The organism is Meiothermus sp. (assembly GCF_037443965.1).
Classification (GTDB): Bacteria; Deinococcota; Deinococci; order Deinococcales; family Thermaceae; genus Meiothermus.
Window position 1 is genome coordinate 1 of the sequence record NZ_JBBINI010000039.1, and the last position, 17,437, is coordinate 17,437.

Annotated in this window: 18 protein-coding genes and 1 rRNA gene; 13 read left to right on the forward strand and 6 right to left on the reverse strand. The window is 63.1% G+C overall.

From position 1 onward, the window contains the following. Window positions 1–100, reverse strand: a 16S ribosomal RNA gene (locus WKI89_RS15800); the annotation flags it as partial. Between the two features lie 252 nt (window positions 101–352). On the opposite strand from WKI89_RS15800, the gene WKI89_RS15805 reads away from it, so the two are divergent. From WKI89_RS15805 to WKI89_RS15815, 3 genes are all read left to right on the forward strand, one after another. After that, window positions 353–1,075 carry a PIG-L deacetylase family protein gene (locus WKI89_RS15805; RefSeq protein WP_337871237.1) on the forward strand — a complete coding sequence of 241 codons (723 nt, stop codon included), beginning with the start codon at window positions 353–355 and terminating at the stop codon, window positions 1,073–1,075. A 274-nt stretch (window positions 1,076–1,349) separates the two neighbouring features. Beyond that, a complete protein-coding gene (locus tag WKI89_RS15810; RefSeq protein ID WP_337871239.1) occupies window positions 1,350–1,991 on the forward strand; it encodes a hypothetical protein in 642 nt (213 codons plus the stop codon). Between the two features lie 141 nt (window positions 1,992–2,132). Next, a complete protein-coding gene (locus WKI89_RS15815) occupies window positions 2,133–2,648 on the forward strand; it encodes a PH domain-containing protein (RefSeq protein ID WP_337871240.1) in 516 nt (171 codons plus the stop codon). Here WKI89_RS15815 and WKI89_RS15820 read toward each other — a convergent pair. After that, entirely contained in the window at window positions 2,641–3,396 is a 756-nt protein-coding gene (locus tag WKI89_RS15820; protein WP_337871242.1) for an HAD family hydrolase, read from the reverse strand. The genes WKI89_RS15815 and WKI89_RS15820 overlap by 8 nt on opposite strands. A gap of 200 nt (window positions 3,397–3,596) precedes the next feature. On the opposite strand from WKI89_RS15820, the gene trpE reads away from it, so the two are divergent. Genes trpE through WKI89_RS15860 form a run of 8 tightly spaced genes read left to right on the forward strand, consistent with a single transcriptional unit; the run spans window position 3,597 to window position 10,667 of the window. Further along, window positions 3,597–5,012: an anthranilate synthase component I gene (gene trpE, locus WKI89_RS15825; protein ID WP_337871244.1), complete on the forward strand. Its 1,416-nt coding sequence runs from the start codon at window positions 3,597–3,599 to the stop codon at window positions 5,010–5,012. A 57-nt stretch (window positions 5,013–5,069) separates the two neighbouring features. Then, window positions 5,070–5,342, forward strand: coding sequence for a chorismate mutase (locus tag WKI89_RS15830; RefSeq protein ID WP_337871246.1), 273 nt, complete (start codon window positions 5,070–5,072; stop codon window positions 5,340–5,342). An 11-nt stretch (window positions 5,343–5,353) separates the two neighbouring features. Further along, window positions 5,354–5,917 (forward strand): aminodeoxychorismate/anthranilate synthase component II, encoded by a 564-nt coding sequence (locus WKI89_RS15835; RefSeq protein WP_337871283.1) that lies wholly within the window; start codon window positions 5,354–5,356, stop codon window positions 5,915–5,917. Between the two features lie 14 nt (window positions 5,918–5,931). Beyond that, window positions 5,932–6,750, forward strand: coding sequence for a glycosyltransferase (locus WKI89_RS15840; protein WP_337871285.1), 819 nt, complete (start codon window positions 5,932–5,934; stop codon window positions 6,748–6,750). Beyond that, window positions 6,726–7,613, forward strand: coding sequence for a glycosyltransferase family 2 protein (locus WKI89_RS15845; protein WP_337871248.1), 888 nt, complete (start codon window positions 6,726–6,728; stop codon window positions 7,611–7,613). The genes WKI89_RS15840 and WKI89_RS15845 overlap by 25 nt, the downstream gene beginning before the upstream one ends. Then, window positions 7,610–8,461, forward strand: a complete 852-nt coding sequence (locus WKI89_RS15850) for a glycosyltransferase family 2 protein (RefSeq protein ID WP_337871249.1) — start codon at window positions 7,610–7,612, stop codon at window positions 8,459–8,461. Before WKI89_RS15845 ends, WKI89_RS15850 begins: the two co-directional genes overlap by 4 nt. A gap of 17 nt (window positions 8,462–8,478) precedes the next feature. Beyond that, entirely contained in the window at window positions 8,479–9,504 is a 1,026-nt protein-coding gene (gene trpD / locus WKI89_RS15855; protein WP_337871251.1) for an anthranilate phosphoribosyltransferase, read from the forward strand. Beyond that, window positions 9,501–10,667, forward strand: coding sequence for a lipid-A-disaccharide synthase-related protein (locus WKI89_RS15860; RefSeq protein ID WP_337871253.1), 1,167 nt, complete (start codon window positions 9,501–9,503; stop codon window positions 10,665–10,667). Before trpD ends, WKI89_RS15860 begins: the two co-directional genes overlap by 4 nt. On the opposite strand, the gene WKI89_RS15865 is transcribed toward WKI89_RS15860, so the two are convergent. Both WKI89_RS15865 and WKI89_RS15870 read right to left on the reverse strand, forming a co-directional pair. Next, window positions 10,630–11,049 (reverse strand): hypothetical protein, encoded by a 420-nt coding sequence (locus tag WKI89_RS15865; RefSeq protein ID WP_337871255.1) that lies wholly within the window; start codon window positions 11,047–11,049, stop codon window positions 10,630–10,632. The genes WKI89_RS15860 and WKI89_RS15865 overlap by 38 nt on opposite strands. A 12-nt stretch (window positions 11,050–11,061) precedes the next feature. After that, on the reverse strand, window positions 11,062–12,690 hold the full coding sequence (locus WKI89_RS15870; RefSeq protein WP_337871256.1) for an amidase family protein: 1,629 nt from the start codon (window positions 12,688–12,690) through the stop codon (window positions 11,062–11,064). Window positions 12,691–12,851: 161 nt separating this feature from the next. Between WKI89_RS15870 and WKI89_RS15875 the strand changes: the two genes are divergently transcribed. Then, complete coding sequence (locus WKI89_RS15875; RefSeq protein WP_337871258.1) at window positions 12,852–13,769, forward strand: hypothetical protein; 918 nt, start codon at window positions 12,852–12,854, stop codon at window positions 13,767–13,769. 125 nt (window positions 13,770–13,894) lie between these two features. Here WKI89_RS15875 and WKI89_RS15880 read toward each other — a convergent pair whose 3' ends face one another. Further along, entirely contained in the window at window positions 13,895–14,356 is a 462-nt protein-coding gene (locus WKI89_RS15880; protein ID WP_337871259.1) for a hypothetical protein, read from the reverse strand. 294 nt (window positions 14,357–14,650) lie between these two features. Between WKI89_RS15880 and WKI89_RS15885 the strand changes: the two genes are divergently transcribed. Beyond that, window positions 14,651–16,582 carry a DNA topoisomerase subunit B gene (locus WKI89_RS15885; RefSeq protein ID WP_337871261.1) on the forward strand — a complete coding sequence of 644 codons (1,932 nt, stop codon included), beginning with the start codon at window positions 14,651–14,653 and terminating at the stop codon, window positions 16,580–16,582. Between the two features lie 451 nt (window positions 16,583–17,033). On the opposite strand, the gene WKI89_RS15890 is transcribed toward WKI89_RS15885, so the two are convergent. Further along, complete coding sequence (locus WKI89_RS15890; RefSeq protein ID WP_337871262.1) at window positions 17,034–17,279, reverse strand: type II toxin-antitoxin system HicB family antitoxin; 246 nt, start codon at window positions 17,277–17,279, stop codon at window positions 17,034–17,036. Window positions 17,280–17,437 lie beyond the last annotated feature (158 nt).

The following is a 17,437-nucleotide window of genomic DNA, read 5'->3' on the forward strand; positions in this document are numbered from 1 at the left end:
TCACCCGTCCGCCACTAACTGCAAAAACAGTCCGTGCGACTTGCATGTCTTAGGCATACCGCCAGCGTTCACCCTGAGCCAGGATCAAACTCTCCATAAATGCTCGCCATAAGGCGAGGATTTGAGTTTGAGCTGTTATGCTCAAAAGTTTATGACGTGGAAAACCACGTTGTGGTCGTATTTATTTCCTAACCTGCGCTTTCAAGATTCTCGCCTCACCGTTTGGCGACGCAAAAAAAAGGTTATCAAATGCTTCGGGTTATGTCAATAGGAAGGAACTACCCAACTACCCCCCCGCAGATGTGAGAGGACTTCCCCCTGTGTCCGATCATCCTGGATAGTATTGTGAACTATGGACTTGCTGGTGGTGGTACCTCACCCCGACGACGAGGTGTTCGGCGCAGGTGGAACGCTCATTCAATACGCCGACCGGGGCTTGGAGACCGGCCTGATCACCCTCACCAAAGGCGAGGCCGGGCGAACTTTGGGCTTATGCGCGCCCGAGGCGTTGGGGGATTTTCGTGCAGAAGAGCTGAGGCGGGCCGTAGAAATTCTTAAGGTGGGTCATTTCGAGCTCTACGGCTTTCCCAATGGCCTGCCCAACAACCCGGTAGATGGTGAAGCTAGGGGCCACGGTTTTTCCACCCCGCAAGGGGTGGCCGACCACCCCGAAATTGTTGATTTGCTGCTGTGGCGCTTGGAGGTGCTGCGTCCTAAGGCCATCATCACGTTCGCTCCTAATGGTTCCAACCGCCACCCCGACCATGTAGCCACTCACCAGTTCGTAGTGAAAGCGGTCGAGAGGTCGGGGCAAAAAATTAAGCTGTTTTACTATGCGGCTCCCCAACCCCAACCGGAGTATCTGGAAGGCTGGCTGCCACCCACCCATGTGCGGCACTTGCCGATGGAGGTCTTATTGCAAAAACTGCGTGCCATGGCCCAGCACCGTACCCAAGCACTTTCGGTGCTCAACTTTGCAGATCGTTTTGGCCATCGCCTGGCCATCGAGACCTTTCATCTGGCTGGTTACGAAGGGCCTATACAGCACGAGCTGCTCTGGTATGCCAAGCGGTAGGTGCATAGAGGGGTTGAGCCTCCATGGTCGCTAGACAACTGCAGGGTGTGCCAAGCTAAATTCGGTTGGATTTGGGCGCTGTACCCCGAAGACCGGGGTTTGCCGGAGGGGTAGAAACTCGTTTCAGACGGGGTTCTCTGCATACGCTTGACGCATAGTGCATAGCATGGTAACTTGTGAATATCAGCGGCAAACAGGCCGCTTTTTTTATTTCCTTAGACCAACCTTCTTCTCTCAACAGCAACCCCTCATGAGACCGGGCTACGGTTTAGGTATGCGCCGTTGCATCGCGCTGCTTGCGCTGGTTGGGTTCGGGGTGGCCCAGAGCCTGGGGATTCAGCTTGCGCTGGGCTTTACAACCAATGCACCCACCGATCTGCGGGTGGTCCAGCAAGGCTTTCCCGATGCGGTGGTGGAAGGTGCTCGGTTCGAGGGGCGTGACCTGGAAGGCTTTCCCTACTACACGCTACGGTTGTGGTACGGCAACCCCGGCGGGCTCAGGTACGAACTCGAGCTCATTCACCAGAAGCTCTACTTTGCCGGGGCCGAGCGCAACGGGCAGGTATTCGATCGGTTCAACGTGACCGATGGCTTCAACTATGTGCTCTTCAACCTGGCTTATGCGCTGGAAGCCGGGCCTGTGCGGGTGGTGCCGAGGGTAGGGCTTGGGGTGATCGTGCCGCACCCCGAGACCAGCGTACGCGGCCTGGCCTGGGGCACGGACGGCGACCCCCGGTTTTATCATCTGGGTGGCGTTGGCGGGCAGCTAGGGCTGGGCTTAGAAGCGCCCGTGGGGGTTACGCCGAGCCTCGAGGGCAAGTTTACCCTGGGTTTTAGCCGCATCCAGATTGCACAGGGCTATGCGGAGGGCTGGTTTCGCAGCCTGCATGGAACCTTTGGGCTGGGCTGGCCCTGAAAAAAATTTTGGTAAGAAGTGCATCTTCCAATCGCGTAAGTTAAAAAGCGCCAGTTGCTCGAGGGCCTCGCCGCTGACTCTCAAGAAATATGGGGTGGCTCTATTGTCTTGGCCCTGCAATTACCCGTAGCATTCGGGTCAATGAAGGCCAAGACCCTGGCGCTCAAGACCAACAACCCCCGCCCCTGGCTGTGGCCCCTGCTGCTGCTGGCGGGTGTAACCCTTCCGATTTTGTGGCTCCTGCCGATCTTATGGAACCGTAGCGTGACCCTGGGGATTCTGGTGGCCTTTGTAGCTCTGCCCGGACTGGCCTTAATGGGTGTGGTGGCTTCCTGGATGTTTCGCTGGCCGCAATTGCTGGCTTATGAAGTATCTGGAAGGGGCTTGACCATCCAAACCCACACCGACCCGGTGCAGATTGTGCGCTCGGAGGTGAGGTTGGCTCAACCCGTGGAGTATGCCCTGCGCTGGAACCCCAAGAGTCGGGGCCACCTGCCAGGCTACTACGTGGGGGTCTATACCTTGCCCGAAGTCGGCCCAGTAACGGCCTATGCGGCGCAGTCCAAGGGCTTGGGCCTGCTGCTGGAGATGAAAAGCGGGGAAAAAGTCTTGCTCTCGCCTCAAGACCCTGCCGAACTGCTCAAACTATTCAGGTGAGCACCTGCTGTAGTTCGTTCAAATCGGCCACGATGTAGTCGGGGCGGGGTGGGGTTTGGGGGCGAACTTTACCCACAAAGCCGTGTTCTTCCAGCTCGCTTTGCACCCTTGCCTCGATGAGCGAGGCCATCCCTGAATGCCGGGTTCGTTCGGTGACGGGGATGGCCCGCCAGTCGTCGGGCATGCTTCGCCAGATCCAGACCGCGGTGAAGCCTGCACTGTTGGCCCCCCAGATGTCCTGACTGAGCAGGTCGCCCACATGCACGACGGTTTCGCTTGCCTGGCTACGAACGGGGTTCCAGAAAAGAGGGTCGGGCTTGAGTGCTTTTGAGATGTCGGGGGCCAGCATCAGGTCATAGGTAATGCCCAGCTTGTCCACCAGAATTTGCTGATACCTTGCCAGCCCGTTGGTTGCTACCGCAATCCGGTAACCCTGGGCGCGTAAGGCAGACAGACCGGCGGGTACATCGTGGTAGACCAGCTCATTCTCCGGTACCGCCTCAGAGAGCAGCTTGGAGATGTTGGGAAAGACCGAGCCCAGCCCGAGCTGCTCGCGCACAGCCCGGTGAATATCGCCCCAGTCGTACACCTTGGTGGGGTCGCCCTGGGCCAGGCGGCGCAGGTACTCCGCGCGCAGGGCCTGGCGGATGGTGGGCTCTGCCAGCAGCGCCTCCATGTGGGGCCGCAGCAGGCGGCGAAAAGGCCAGTCGGCCAGGGTGCCGTCGAGGTCGAAGGTGAGCCAGCGCATCGGCTCTAGCCTATCGGTTTAGGCACGGGTGGAAGGGGGAGCCGGCTTGCATTCTGGGGCCTTTTGGCGCAGACTAAGGGTCAAATGGTACGCACCGCACAAGTCAAGGGTTGGTGGTGGCCCGGATAGCCCTGGGACGGTAGCGGTCGTTACCCCTGGGGCTTTCCTCAGGGGATTTTTTTATTGCTAAAGGAGAGCAGATGCCCATCGCACACCTAACCAAGCCCACCATCCCGGTCAAGAAAACCCTGCTGGCCGACCTCGAGACCCCCGTCACGGCCTACCTCAAGCTCTCGGAGAAAGCCAGCCCCAGCTTTTTGCTGGAATCGGTGGAAGGGGGCAAGGCCTGGGCCCGCTGGAGCTTTGTGGGGGTGGGGGCCCGCCACATCTGGCGGCTGAAGGAGGGGGTTTTTACCCTGAATGGCCGGCCGCTGGCAACCCAGGATCCCCTGCGCACCCTCTACCAGGCCATCCACCGGCCCATCCAGCCCGACCCCGACCTGCCCCTATTCTGGGGCGGCGCGGTGGGTTACGCGGCCTACGACCTCATCCGCTACTACGAGCGCCTGCCCAACCAGAAGCCCGACCTGCTGGGCATCCCCGACCTGCTGTTCATCGAGCCGGAGGTGCTGATTGTATTTGACCAGTTCAAGCAGCAGCTCCACATCGTAGCCCCGGCCCTGGAGGACGAGCGGGCCCAGGCCCTGGAGCGCATCGCCTGGGCCGAGAAGAAGCTGAGCGGGCCGCTGCCGGGGGTGCCGGGCGAACGGGCCGGGCGGCGGGTGGAGTTCAGCCAGAACGTCACCCAGGCCGAGTACGAGCAGATGGTGAAGAAAGCGCTCGAGTACATCCGGGCCGGCGACATCTTCCAGGTGGTGCCCTCGCTGCGCATCTCGGCCCCCCTGCAGGTGCACCCCTTTGCCGTTTACCGCGCCCTGCGCTCGGTGAACCCCAGCCCCTACATGGGCTATCTGGAACTGGGCGAGGTGACCCTGGTCTCGAGCAGCCCCGAGAGCCTGCTGCGCTCCGATGGGCAGCGGGTGGTGACACGCCCCATTGCCGGAACCCGCCGGCGGGGCCGGGACGCCGCCGAGGATCAGGCCCTGGCCGAGGAGCTGTTGTCCGATGAAAAGGAGCGGGCCGAGCACGTGATGCTGGTAGACCTCTCGCGCAACGACCTGGGCCGGGTCTGCCGCTATGGCAGCGTGCGACCCCGTGAACTCATGAAGGTGGAGAACTACTCACACGTGATGCACATCGTCTCCACCGTGGAGGGCGAGCTACGCGAAGACCAAACCCCGCTCGACGCCCTGGCCGCGGTGCTGCCAATGGGCACCGTCTCGGGGGCCCCCAAAATCCGGGCCATGGAGATTATCGAGGAGCTCGAGCCTGCCCGCCGGGGTGCTTACGGGGGGGCTTTTGGCTATGTGGCCTACGACGGGCACATGGACATGGCCCTGACCCTGCGCACCATCGTGGTGGCTGGTGGGCAGATGCACATCCAGGCCGGGGCGGGGGTGGTCTACGACTCCAATCCGACGGCAGAGTACCAGGAGTGCTTGAACAAGGCCCAGGCCATGGTCAAGGCGGTGCGGCTGGCCGAGGAGGGGTTGTGAGCGTGGGATGCGGGGTTATACGGCAGTGGGAAGCAAGTCTGCGCTGGAGGGGTTGAGATGGGAAGCCTCGAGGACATTCGCCTGCAAATTAACGCCATTGACGCCCGGATTGTGGGCTTGCTGGCCCAGCGGGCGCGGCTGGCCAAAGAGGCTGCCCGGCTCGGGCAAAACCAGGTGCCCATTGAGTCAAAAGACCGACAGGAACAGATTATCCAGCACGTGCGCTATATGGCCGAGCACCAGGGCTTATCGCCCAATGTGGCCGAGCGGATCTACCGTGCCATCCTGGGGGAGTTCGCGGCCATGGAAAAGCGGGAGGCGGGACTGTGAAGCGAATTCTGATGATTGACAACTACGACTCCTTCACCTACAACCTGGTGCAGTACCTGGGCGAGCTGGGGGCCCAGGTGACCGTCTGGCGCAACGACCGCTTTGGCTTGCCAGATGTGGCCGAACTCGACCCCGACGGCATTGTGGTGAGCCCCGGGCCCTGCACGCCCAAGGAGGCCGGCCTCTCGGTGCCGCTCATCCAGCACTACGCGCCTCGATACCCCATCCTGGGGGTCTGCCTGGGCCACCAGAGCATTGGCGAGGCTTTTGGGGCCACGGTGCGGCGGCACCGGGTGATTGTGCACGGCAAGACCAGCCCCATTTTGCACGATAGCAGCGGGGTGTTTACCGGCCTGCCCACCCCCCTGACGGCCACCCGCTACCACTCGCTGGTGGTGGAAGACCTGCCCGACGAACTCGAGGTCAATGCCTGGTGCGAGGAGGCCGGGGGCCGCACGGTGATGGGCCTGCGCCACCGCCGCTACCCCACCCACGGGGTGCAGTTTCACCCGGAATCGGTTCTGACCGAGGGGGGTCGGCAGATGCTGGCGAATTTCTTGCAGTTGTGTGAATAATGCGCTAGTTGACGATGATTTCGGTGATCGTACCCACCCACAACCGCCGCGAAGTGCTGGTGAAAAAGCTGCGCGCTCTGGAAGCCCAACCGGGCGCGTTTGAGGTGATCGTGGTGGCCGATGGCTGCACCGACGATACCCTGGAATTCCTACAGCAGTACAGGCCGCCCTTTGCGCTCCGCTTCCTTGAGATCACCCCGGGCCTCGGCGCGGCCAACGCCCGCAACCGGGGGGCCGGGATGGCCAAGGGCGATGTTCTGCTCTTTTCCGACGACGACGTGATACCCCAGCCGGGCTGGATCGAGGCCCATCAAAAAGCGCACACCCGGCCCCGCACGGTGGCGGTGGGGCGGCTCGAGCTGCCCCCCGCGCTGCGGGGCACGGGGGCGGCCGAGCTGAAGGGCCCCCGGGCCTTCTGGTGGAACATCACCGGCAACAACACCTCACTGCCCAGGGCCCTGTTTGAGGAGGTGGGTGGCTACGACCCCGCCTTCAGCGGCTACGGCGGCGAAGACCCCGACCTGGGCTACCGCCTGATGCGGGCCGGGGCGCGGCTGGTGTTTGTGCGGGAGGCACTGGCCGTGCACGAGGCCTTCGACTACCAGGGCCAGGCCATCCAGAAGGCCCGGCAGGCGGGGGCGGCCCACGTGCGGGTCTGGCAGAAGCACCACGACCCCCGCATCGCCTGGGCCCTGGGGGTGCACCCGGTGCTGGTGAGCTTGAAGCTGGCCCTGCTCCCCTCCTTCAAGGGCCTGCTGGGGGCGCGGGGTGACTACGAGCTGGCGTATGCCTGGGGGGCTTCGGAGGCATGGAACCCACCTTCAGCGTCGTGATTCCAACCTATAACCGGGCCCATCTGCTGGCCCGCACGGTGCGGGCTTTTTTGCAGCAGGAAGGGGTTTCGCTCGAGCTGATCGTGGTGGACGACGGCTCGAGCGATGCGACCCCCGAGGTGCTGGCCGGGTTTCCTGACCCCCGCCTGCGGGTGCTGCGCCAAGCCAACGCAGGGATGGCTTCTGCGCGCAACGCGGGACTTCTTCAGGCTCGAGGCCGCTACGTGCTCTTCAACGACGACGACGTTATTCCCGAAGCGGGTTTTTTGCAGGCCCACCTGGAGTTGCACCAGCGCTACCCTGGGGCCGCGGGGGTCAGCTATACCTACATACCGGAGACGCTGGGGCAGGAGGCCTTTATCCGCTTCTGGCGTGCATGGGCCGCGTCGGGGGTGCGGGGCCGGGCCGATGGGGCGTCGCTGGGCTGGGGCGGCTTCTGGTTCGCCAGTCTTTCTTTGCCGCTGGGGGCAGCCGAGGCCTTTGCGCCCATGCGGGGCTATGGCTGGGAAGATCACGAGCTGGGCTGGCGGCTCTGGCGCAAAGGGGTGCGGCCCCGCCTGGCCCGAAGGGCCCGCGCGGCGCACGAGGATCGGGTCAGTCTGGACGTTATGGTAGCCAAGTCGCGGAGCCTGGGGCGGATGGCCTGGCAGTTTTACCGGCTGCACCCGCACCCCCTGGTGGCCCTCTGGACGGGCGTACATCCCTTGGCGCGGGCCTACAAGCGCTGGGCCTACCCCTGGCCCAGGGCCGAGCGGCTTCTGCAGGCGCGCGACTGGGAGGCGGGGGCGGGGGCCTTTGCACGCTACCGGTTTGTGCTCGAGGCCGCCTACACCCAGGGGCTGCTGGAAGGGGCTACAGCATGAGCGCGCCCCTGGTGTACATCCTGATTGTCAACTACAACGCCTGGCCCGACACCCTGGCCTGTTTGCGCGCGCTGGAGCAACTCCACTACCCCAACTACCGGGTGCTGGTGCTGGACAACGCCTCCGACAACGACGCGGTGGCCCGGCTGCGCGCGACCTTGCCGCACCTCGAGCTGATGGAGCTGGGGCGCAACCTGGGTTTTGCCGGGGGTAACAATGCCGGCATCCGCCGGGCCCTGGCCGAGGGGGCCGACTACGTCTGGCTGCTCAACCCCGACACCCTACCCGAGGCTGGCGCGCTCGCCGCCATGGTGGAGCGGGCCGAGCAGGATGCCCGGATTGGGGCGGTGGGCGCGGTGCTCCACGAGATGGACAACCCCCAGCAGGTGCAGGCCTGGGGTGGGGGCCAGGTGGTGCTGCCCTGGGGCCTGATCCGCCTGCTGACCCATCCGCGCCAGGCTGGGCGTTTGAACTACATCAGCGGGGCCAGCCTGCTCATCCGCCGGGCGGCTTTGGAGGGGGTGGGTCTGCTGGACGAGGGTTTTTTCATGTACGGTGAGGACTGCGACTACGGCCTGCGCCTGATCCAGGCGGGGTTTCGGCTGGCGGTGGCTGAGGGGGCGCGGGTGTTGCACAAAGGGGGTAGCTCCTGGTCGGGCAGCCTGCGCTCCGACGAATACTTTGCCACCTACAACGTCCGGCTCTTTCGCAAGCACGCCCCCTGGCCCCTGCTGGCGGTGGCCGGGTATGGCCTGTTCTGGCTGCTGGAGTACAGCCTGCGGGGCCGCTTCGACAAGGTGGGGGCCCTCTGGCGGGGTCTTTGGCGGGGCTGGCGTTTACCTGTGTAAACTTTTGGGGAGGAACCGTGGACGAACTCAAGAAAGCCCTTCTGGCCGAGCCTTTATCCCAGGCCGAGGCCCATGCCCTGATGCGCCGGATTATGGCCGGCGACCTGACCCCGGTGCAGACCGCGGGGGTGCTGATGGCCCTGCGCACCCGGGGCGAGACCCCCGAGGAGATCGCCGGTTTTGCGGCCGGTATGCGCGAGGCCGCGGTGCGGGTGGAGACCCGCCGCCAGCCCCTGCTGGACATTGTGGGCACCGGGGGGGTGGCCCCGGAAGCCTTCAACATCTCCACCACCACCTGCTTTGTGGTGGCCGCGGGTGGGGTGGCGGTGGCCAAGCATGGCAACCGGGCGGCCTCCTCCAAGTCGGGCTCCTTCGACCTGATTGAGGCGCTGGGAATTCGGATCGATATCCCTGCCGAAAAAGTGGCCGAGGCCATCGAGACGGTGGGCCTGGGCTTTTTGTTTGCCCGCAACCACCACCCGGCCATGCGCTATGTGGCCCCGGTGCGGGCCGAGCTGGGGGTGCGCACGGTTTTCAACCTGCTGGGCCCCCTCACCAACCCCGCCTTTGCCAGCCTGAACCTGGTGGGGGTGAGCAGCCCGGCCCTGGTGGAGCCGTTTGCCCGGGTGCTGCGCGACCTGGGCAGCAGCCGGGCGCTGGTGGTGCACGGTCAGATGGCCCGTGGGGAGGGCCTCGAGGCCATCGACGAGCTGGCCCTGGGCGAAAACCTGGTGGCCGAACTGAAGGACAGCCAGATCCACACCTACCGCCTCCGGCCCGAGGCGGTGGGCCTGGAGCCGGCCCCCTACGCGGCGATTGGCGGGGGAACCGCTGCCGAGAACGCGGCGGAGGCCCGGGCCATTCTGAGCGGCCAGCAGCGGGGCCCCAAGCGCGATGCGGTGGCGCTGAACGCGGGAGCGGCCTTTTACCTGGCAGGCCGGGTGGAGGGGGTGGCCGAGGGGGTGCGGCTGGCCCAGCAACTCTTGGACGAAGGGGCCGGGCTGGCGGTGCTCGAGCGCCTGATTCAGCTTACCCAGGCATGAAGCAGATACTGCTCGTCTCCAACGGGCACGGCGAGGACATCATCGGGGCTGCCCTGGGCGGGGCTTTACGGACGCTGGGCTACGCAGTGCAGGCGGTACCGCTGGTAGGGCAGGGGCAGGCCTACCGGCGGGCTGGTATCCCGAGGCTGGGGCCCTGCCGGGAACTGCCCTCGGGGGGGTTTGCCCTGCAGAGTGCGGCGGCGCTCTGGGCCGATCTCCGGGCTGGTTGGTTTTCCATGAGCCAGGCCCAGTACCGGGCTGTGCGCAAGGCGGCCCGGGGGGCCCTGGCCACGCTGGTGGTGGGGGATGTGTACGCCCTGGGGGTGGGGGTGGGGTTTGGGGGTCAGCCGCTTTTTTTGATGCAGTGCCGCTCCTCACTACGGGTGGGGGGGCGCCCTTACAGCGTGACCGAGCGCCTGCTGATGCGCTGGGCTGCCCGGGTGTATCCCCGTGAGCCGGAAGGGGCGGTCTGGCTGCGGGCTCGAGGTGTCCCACAGGCCTGCTACCTGGGCAACCCCATGCTGGATGCCCTGGACGAGGGGTCGCTCGATCTTCCCCCGCCGTATCTGCTGCTGCTGCCGGGCTCGCGCCAGGACGCCTACTGGAGCCTGCCGGTCATGCTCGAGGTCTGCCGCCGGCTGCGCGATACCGCCTTAACGCCCGTGGTGGCCTGGGCGGGCCTGCCCCTGGAGGGGCTGGAGGCCCAAGGCTTCAGGCTCGAGGCCACTGGTCGGAGCGAGGGCGTCACCCACCGGCTCAGCCACCCCGATGGAACCGTGGTGCATCTGGTGCAGCGGGCCTTCGGTGCGGCCCTGCGGGGCTCGAGGCTGGCCCTCTCCACCAGCGGAACGGCGGCCGAACAGGCTGCGGGCCACGGGGTGCCGCTGGTGGGCTTCCCAACACCGGGGCCGCAGTACACCCTGGGGTTTGCCCAGACGCAAAAACGCTTGCTGGGGGACGCCTTAATGCTCACCGAGCCCAACCCCGAGGCCGTTGTGCGGGGTGTGCGGGCCTTCCTTTCCTCCGAGACCCTGCTGGAGCGGGCTCGAGCGGCCGGAAAAGCCGCCATGGGTGAGCCCGGTGCCGCTGCGCGGATTGCCCTGGATCTGCACCAGCACCTGCAGGCTACTGGGCCGGAACTCGAGCAATCCCGGTCTCGATAAAGCGCCACCACAGCAGCAAGCAGACCAGGCTGGCCCAGAAGAAGTACGGCCCCACCTGCTCGGGGGGCTTTTCCAGGCTTTTGCGGAACCAGCCCCCGGGCTCGAGGCCGCTCACAAACCACAGAATGCTGGCGGCCAGCAGGCCGTAGACGGCGTGCAGCCAGCTCACACCGCCCATGAACAGCGTGCGCACCAAGAGCTCGACCACCACCGCCGCCACCGCGAAGCCCGCCACAAACTTGAAAAAGCGCGACTGGCGGGTGCTGGGCTCGCGCACCAGCAGGGGTAGGTTCCACAGGAGCGAAACCCCGATTAAGAGCAGCGCAATCAGGTTAAGCAGGCCGCGCAGCCCGATGATATAGACCGGAAGGGGGGTGTCCATGCCAGGCAAAGTTTACTGAAGGATGGGGGGACGGTGGATGCCCAGCCGTTCTGCAACCGCCTGGGCCAGCCCGATCAGCAGGGGGTCTTGCAGGGGCCGCCCCACCAGGGTGGCCCCCACCGGCTCGCCGCTTTCGCGGTAGCCGGCCGGGAAATTAACCGCAGGGAAGCCCGAGGTAGAGGTGAGCAGGCTCAGGCTGTTGCTCACGGTGAGCAGCAGCTCCACCCGGTGGGCCTGCATCAGCTCGAGCAGCTTTTCACCCCCCTGCTGGCGGTTCTTTTGCACCAGGGCCTCGTACTCGGTGTCGGATAGGGGGTGGTTAAGGGAGACCTCGAGCAAGTCCTGCCCGTAGCGCATGGCCTCAGGGTGCTGGCGGTTGTACTCGATCACGTCCTGCAAGCCCTTAATTGCAGCCCCGGTGGTCTTTAGGTAGTGGGCCAGGTCGCGCCGCATACCAGCGTGCAGCACCGGCATCATCTCGATGGCGCTTTCGGGAAAGGGCACCGCAACCACCTCTATTCCCAGGTGCTCCAGGGCCTGCGCGACCTGCTCCAGCACCTCCCGGTCACCCTTGCGCTGGATGTGCTGCACCCAGCCTACCCGAAGCGCGCTGGGAGGGGCGGGGGGTGCGGCGGGGAAGGTGAAATCCCGCGCAACCTGGGTCTGGGGATCGCTCGGGTCGTGCCCGGTGAGCACCGACATCAAGACTGCCAGGTCGGCGGCGTGTTTGGTCATGGGGCCGGCGGTGTCCTGGGCGGCGGTGATGGGGATGATGCGGTCGCGGCTGACCAGGCCCAGGGTGGGTTTGAGGGTGAAAAGGCTGTTCTGGGCGGCGGGGTAGATGAGCGAGCCCGAGGTCTCGGTGCCAATGCCGGCCACGGCCAGGTTGGCTGCCACGGCCACCGCTGTCCCACTGCTGCTTCCGCCCACATCAAACGGCCCGTAGGGGTTGCGGGTATGGCCACCCAGCGTGCTGTAGCCGTTGACCGACTGGCTGGTCATGAAATTGGCCCACTCCGAGAGGTTGTTCTTGCCCAGAATGACCGCCCCGGCGCTCCGCAGCCTCTGCACAATAAAAGCGTCCTGATCGGCGATGTGCTGGGCCAGCACCGCGGCCCCGGCGGTGGTGTGCAGAGGGCCTCGAGTGGAGATATTGTCCTTCAGGGCGATGGGGATGCCGTGCAGCAAGCTGCGTACCGGCCCTTGCTGGCGCTCCTGGTCGCGGGCCTGGGCCTCCTCGAGCGCCTCGGGGTTCAGCTCCAGGTAAGCGCCCAGCCGATCGTTGTAGCGGCGGATGCGCCACAGATAAAAAAGCGTGAGCTCTTCGGAAGTGAGCTGCCCGGCCTGCATCAGGGCCTGGAGCTCGGCGATGGTGGCCTGCTGGGTAAGGGTTTGCAGGCGCTCGAGGGTTTCCGCCTCGAGCCGGTTCAAAGCCCCTTCAAAGGGGGTAAAGTCCAGCTTGCGCCGCAGCGGATAGCTAGAGGGGGCGGTTTGCTCGGCCACCTGGCGGGCCACAAAGCTCTCCCAGTCGCGCTTGTTGGGGTTCAGGCGTTTTTCGGCAGCTTGGCTCATCACCCACCACACTACCAACCCCACCGCCAACAAAACCAGAGCCGCATACAGTCGAACTCCTCTGGGCATCGCCTCTATTGTGCGGCCAACCAACCCGCTCCAACTGCAATACCCCTTACCCAAAGGGGTTTTTGCCTGTAACGGTGGTTCTTCTTAAATGTCACAGGGCTTTTGCTCTAGGGGGTCTACACTCGGTCTTGGTTGAATGCCGAATTTTCTTGGTTGTTATTATGCATGAACTTTATACTAACGCCCCAGAGCACTGGCCCAAGGTTCGCCTCGAGGGCCTGATCAACAGCAATGCCCCCGAGGTTAGGGCGGCCAACCGCCTGATCTTTGCTACTACCATCGAGACCTTGTTTCGTAAGTCGGGAATCCAGGTGCTGGAAGCCGATGTGCTGCGCCTAACCCGCGAAGGGGTGCTGGAAATTCCCCTGCGGGTACGGGCCGAAGACGGCGAGTATGACCTCTTTTTTTATCCCGTGGCCGACGAAAAAGCCGCGGCCCACTACGTAGTGGTGCAGGAGCTGGCCCAGCGCTGGGGGCGCATCCGCCCCATCTACTACAGCACCGACGATCTGCTGTCCATTTACCCCGAAACCCTGGAGCCCGTGACCTACCGCGACCGGCTTTTTATTCAGGCCTCGCTGGGCGCGCCCAAAGGCCAGTACGCCATGTGGTGGGCCGAGGCGCCGGGGGAGCAGTTTCACTACAGTCCCACCTTCGACCTTATTGACCGCATCTACCGCGAGATTAATGGCCTCGAGATGCGGGCTTTTGCCCTGGTACTGCGCGAACTGGGTATGATCCAAGAGGAGTATGAGTTCACCGCCTCCACCTTTACCGACACCACAGTGGAAATCCCCGTGGAAGGCCCCGAGGGGGTTCCCATCATTATCTCGTTTTCGCAGCACCGGGGGGTGCGCTTCCACTTCCATATGGAACGGGCCAGCGCTGAGTACCGCGATCTGTTCCTGAACCTGTTTTTGCTGCGCCTGAAGACCTGGCGTAAGGAGGCCGATCTCGAGCAGGTCAAGCGCCTGGACAGCCCCGCCTATATCTGGTGGCGCGAGCTGGGCAAACGCCTGCGCCTGAGTACGAGCTTGAGCGAGCACGCCATCAGTGCAGTCGGTTCGGTCAAGCGCTGAGTACCCCACGGGAAGCTTCGCCCCGTGGCTCGCTGCTGTAAATCGCGTTTTCTTGTTCAAACCCCGATTTGCGCTTCCCGCGGGGGCCCCAGGATGAGGGTAAATCAGTTGTAGGGTACTTGACCTCAGGGGGCATAACAGTTCGCCACATCCACATTGGGCAGCTTGAGGGGGCCCGGACGTTCGTTGTTGCTGCCAATGGCTTGCAGCTCAATGTCCATCGGGTAGATTTGACGGGGGTTGGGCTGGGGGATTGCGAGGGCTGTGGGCGTGGGGCTGAGGGTGTTGAGGTCAATGAAAAGCTTTGCCTCACCCGCCGTCAGGGTATTGACCCTCAGCCCTGCAGGCGGGTTGCTCAGGTCGGGCACACTAACTGTAACCGCGGATTTGCCATTGGGGGTAAAAACCAGGCTCACGCCCTTGAGGGTGCCGGTGTAGTTGAAGGACAGGTTCAGTTCGCGCACGTTGTTTGTAACGGTACAGGCCTCTTTGGGAACCGTGAGGTTGAAAGCGCTGAAGGTGCCGACAATCTGCGAACATGCCCCGAGCAATGTCGCGCCTAGCAAACCGAGAACCAGTCTCCTCATAACAAACCTCCCTTGCCAACTCAAAGCCTACGCGCTTTTCTGAGGATTGTAGTAAAGGTGGGCAACCCCAGTTCGCCTTTATCGGAATTAGAACCAAAGTCACGATTGTATGCATGGTTTTTTAAATCTGTCCAGGACGAATGAAAGAAGCTCACTACAGGATAATTAAGCCTTGGCCATCACCCTAAGCCTTTATGTGATAGTAGCAATTGCCCTGTTCTGGAGGCTCTTTTCGCCCATTTATGCCTCGCGCTAATATATTCTGTAAATAGCGAAATATGTTATACTATCCAAGTGAGCACTGAAGTCACTGCCAACTACGACGCATCCGCAATTAAGGTTCTGAAGGGCCTGGAGGGGGTTCGCCACCGTCCGGCCATGTACATTGGCGGTACCCAGGCCGATGGCTACCACCACCTGTTCAAGGAAATCCTCGACAACGCGGTAGACGAGGCCCTGGCCGGCTTTGCTACCGAGATTGTCACCACCCTGCACCCCGATGGCTCCATCACGGTGGAGGACAACGGGCGCGGGATTCCGGTGGACATCATGCCCGAAGAGCAAAAACCCGCAGTAGAGGTGATCTACACTGTGCTACACGCGGGGGGCAAGTTCGAAGAAGGTGCCTACAAGGTTTCGGGGGGCTTGCATGGGGTGGGGGCCAGTGTGGTGAATGCCCTGGCCGAGTACACCCGCGTGGAGGTCTTCCGCGATGGCAAGCACTATATGGTCGAGTTCAGCCGGGGTGAGGTTGCCCAGCCTCTGCACGTTTTGGGCAACGCACCCAAAGGCAAGTGTGGAACCCGGGTGACCTTCCTGCCCGACCCCCAAATTTTCGGCAGCGAACAGAAGTTCGAGGCCAGCCGCCTGCGGGTGCGGCTGCGCGAGGTCTCCTTCTTGGTGGCGGGCCTCAAGCTGGTCTTCAAAGATGAGGTTCACCAAAAAGAAGAGGTCTTCTACGACAAAGGCGGGGTGGGCTCCTTCGCCAAATACCGCGCTGATGGCGAGGAACTGCTCTACGACAAGCCGGTGCTGTTGCAGGGCCAGGTCGAGACCGTGGGGGTGGATGTGGGCCTGGTGCACACCAAGGGCTACAGCGCCGACCTGGTGAGCTTTGCCAACATGATTCCAACTGTAGACGGGGGAACCCATGTTTCGGGCTTCAAGACCGCCTACACCCGGGCCATCAACGCCTACGCCAAGAAGGCCGGCCTGGTCAAGGATCTGGAGCCCACCGGCGACGATTTGCTGGAGGGCCTCTCGTGCGTGATCTCGGTTAAGATTCCCCAGCCGCAGTTTGAGGGCCAGACCAAAGGCAAGCTCCTGAACCCCGAGGCCGGTACTGCCGTAAGCAAGGTGGTGTACGAGAAGTTTTCCGAGTACCTCGAGGAAAACCCCCGCATCGCCAAGATGATCTACGAGAAAGCCCAGCGGGCCGCGCAGGCCCGTGAGGCGGCCCGCAAGGCCCGCGAGCTGGTGCGCCGGGCCAACCCCCTCGAGTCCGACGACCTGCCCGGCAAACTGGCCGACTGCCAGTCGGAAGACCCTGCCGAGGCCGAACTCTTCATCGTGGAAGGGGATAGCGCGGGCGGCAGCGCCAAGAGTGGTCGCGACCGCCGTTTCCAGGCCATCCTGCCTTTGCGCGGCAAAATTCTCAACGTCGAGAAGGCCGGCCTTAACAAAGCCCTCAAGAACGCCGAGGTGCGGGCCATGGTGGCGGCCATCGGGGCGGGCATTGGCGGCAAGGACAACGAAGAGGCCCACTTCAACATCGAAGACCTGCGCTACCACAAGATCATCATCATGACCGACGCCGACGTGGATGGCTCGCACATCCGCACCCTGCTGCTCACCTTCTTCTACCGCTATATGCGCCCCATCATCGAGCAGGGCTACCTGTACGTGGCCCAGCCCCCCCTGTATGGCCTGCGGGTGGGCAAGAGCAAGCAGGTGGAGTACATCTTCGACGACGAAGCCCTCAAGAAAGCCCTGGCCAACATCGGCGACAAACCCTACGAAATCCAGCGCTTCAAGGGCCTGGGCGAGATGAACGCCGATCAACTCTGGGAGACCACCATGGATCCCACCAAACGCGTATTGAAAAAAGTAGACATGAAGGATGCTTCTTACGCCGCCCAGATTTTCGACGACCTGATGGGCTCGGACGTGCAGCCACGCCGCGAGTTTATCGAGGAGAACGCACGTTTTGCGCAGATTGAGGTTTAGTATCCTCGCTTGCCGAGCGGTAAGTGGCGAGAGGGTATTGAGTTACTGGTTCGCGTTGTATGGCTTTCCTGGCCGCACGGCGTCTCAGGTTCATGCAGCGTTATACCGTTTCCGCTTGAATCCTTCACCGTGAGACGTAGTCATAGGTGAAGGATTCAAGCCGACCGAAGGGAGTAGAAAAGCATTTCGGCAGTATCGTTTAGGCTTTCAAAAGTGAACGATACTGCCGGAGGCGTATTACTCGTTGAGTGCAGTTATGAACTCGTCAATAGAGACACCAGCCTGCCTGAGTACGCCGCTCAAGGTTCCGGCCTTAAGTTCTCGGTGGTTAGGAACGACACACCCATTTGCGCCACGTCGCATCACGATGTGGCTGCCCCGTTGTCGAGCCACAACAAACCCAAGCCGCTCGAGCGCATGAACCACTTCGGCACCCGAAACGACAGGAAGTTTAGGCATGCTTAGGTATCTGGAACGAAGTCAGTAGGGCGCGGCCAGTAATCTTGATGGGAAACTCTTCCAAATAGAGTTCGGTTGCCTCGCGCAAGTTGGCAAGTGCTTCCTCCACACTCTCACCTTGTGTTGTGGTTCCAGTTTCGGGATTGAGGGCGATATATCCACCCTCTGGTGCGGGTATGAGTACGGCTGTAAGTTCCACTACAACCTCCTGGTGGTTACTTTGGACATTGTAAGGCATACTGTCCTCCGCTTACCTGTTGCGAAGCACAAAACCATCAAAGCCGGGGGAGTGGTGGGGTTCCGCCTCGTAGGCGGGCTAGAGGGTGTGAAAGCTAGAGCTAGGAGACGGTTTGAAAAGCTGCCTCAAGGCCCAAAGCCAGATACTCCGTTCAGCAG

Coding starts and splice junctions, on each gene's coding strand:
- WKI89_RS15805 (WP_337871237.1), top strand. CDS start 353: ATGGACTTGCTGGTGGTGGTACCTCACCCCGACGACGAGGTGTTCGGC.
- WKI89_RS15810 (WP_337871239.1), top strand. CDS start 1,350: ATGCGCCGTTGCATCGCGCTGCTTGCGCTGGTTGGGTTCGGGGTGGCC.
- WKI89_RS15815 (WP_337871240.1), top strand. CDS start 2,133: ATGAAGGCCAAGACCCTGGCGCTCAAGACCAACAACCCCCGCCCCTGG.
- WKI89_RS15820 (WP_337871242.1), bottom strand. CDS start 3,396: ATGCGCTGGCTCACCTTCGACCTCGACGGCACCCTGGCCGACTGGCCT.
- trpE (WP_337871244.1), top strand. CDS start 3,597: ATGCCCATCGCACACCTAACCAAGCCCACCATCCCGGTCAAGAAAACC.
- WKI89_RS15830 (WP_337871246.1), top strand. CDS start 5,070: ATGGGAAGCCTCGAGGACATTCGCCTGCAAATTAACGCCATTGACGCC.
- WKI89_RS15835 (WP_337871283.1), top strand. CDS start 5,354: ATGATTGACAACTACGACTCCTTCACCTACAACCTGGTGCAGTACCTG.
- WKI89_RS15840 (WP_337871285.1), top strand. CDS start 5,932: ATGATTTCGGTGATCGTACCCACCCACAACCGCCGCGAAGTGCTGGTG.
- WKI89_RS15845 (WP_337871248.1), top strand. CDS start 6,726: ATGGAACCCACCTTCAGCGTCGTGATTCCAACCTATAACCGGGCCCAT.
- WKI89_RS15850 (WP_337871249.1), top strand. CDS start 7,610: ATGAGCGCGCCCCTGGTGTACATCCTGATTGTCAACTACAACGCCTGG.
- WKI89_RS15860 (WP_337871253.1), top strand. CDS start 9,501: ATGAAGCAGATACTGCTCGTCTCCAACGGGCACGGCGAGGACATCATC.
- WKI89_RS15865 (WP_337871255.1), bottom strand. CDS start 11,049: ATGGACACCCCCCTTCCGGTCTATATCATCGGGCTGCGCGGCCTGCTT.
- WKI89_RS15870 (WP_337871256.1), bottom strand. CDS start 12,690: ATGCCCAGAGGAGTTCGACTGTATGCGGCTCTGGTTTTGTTGGCGGTG.
- WKI89_RS15875 (WP_337871258.1), top strand. CDS start 12,852: ATGCATGAACTTTATACTAACGCCCCAGAGCACTGGCCCAAGGTTCGC.
- WKI89_RS15880 (WP_337871259.1), bottom strand. CDS start 14,356: ATGAGGAGACTGGTTCTCGGTTTGCTAGGCGCGACATTGCTCGGGGCA.
- WKI89_RS15890 (WP_337871262.1), bottom strand. CDS start 17,279: ATGCCTTACAATGTCCAAAGTAACCACCAGGAGGTTGTAGTGGAACTT.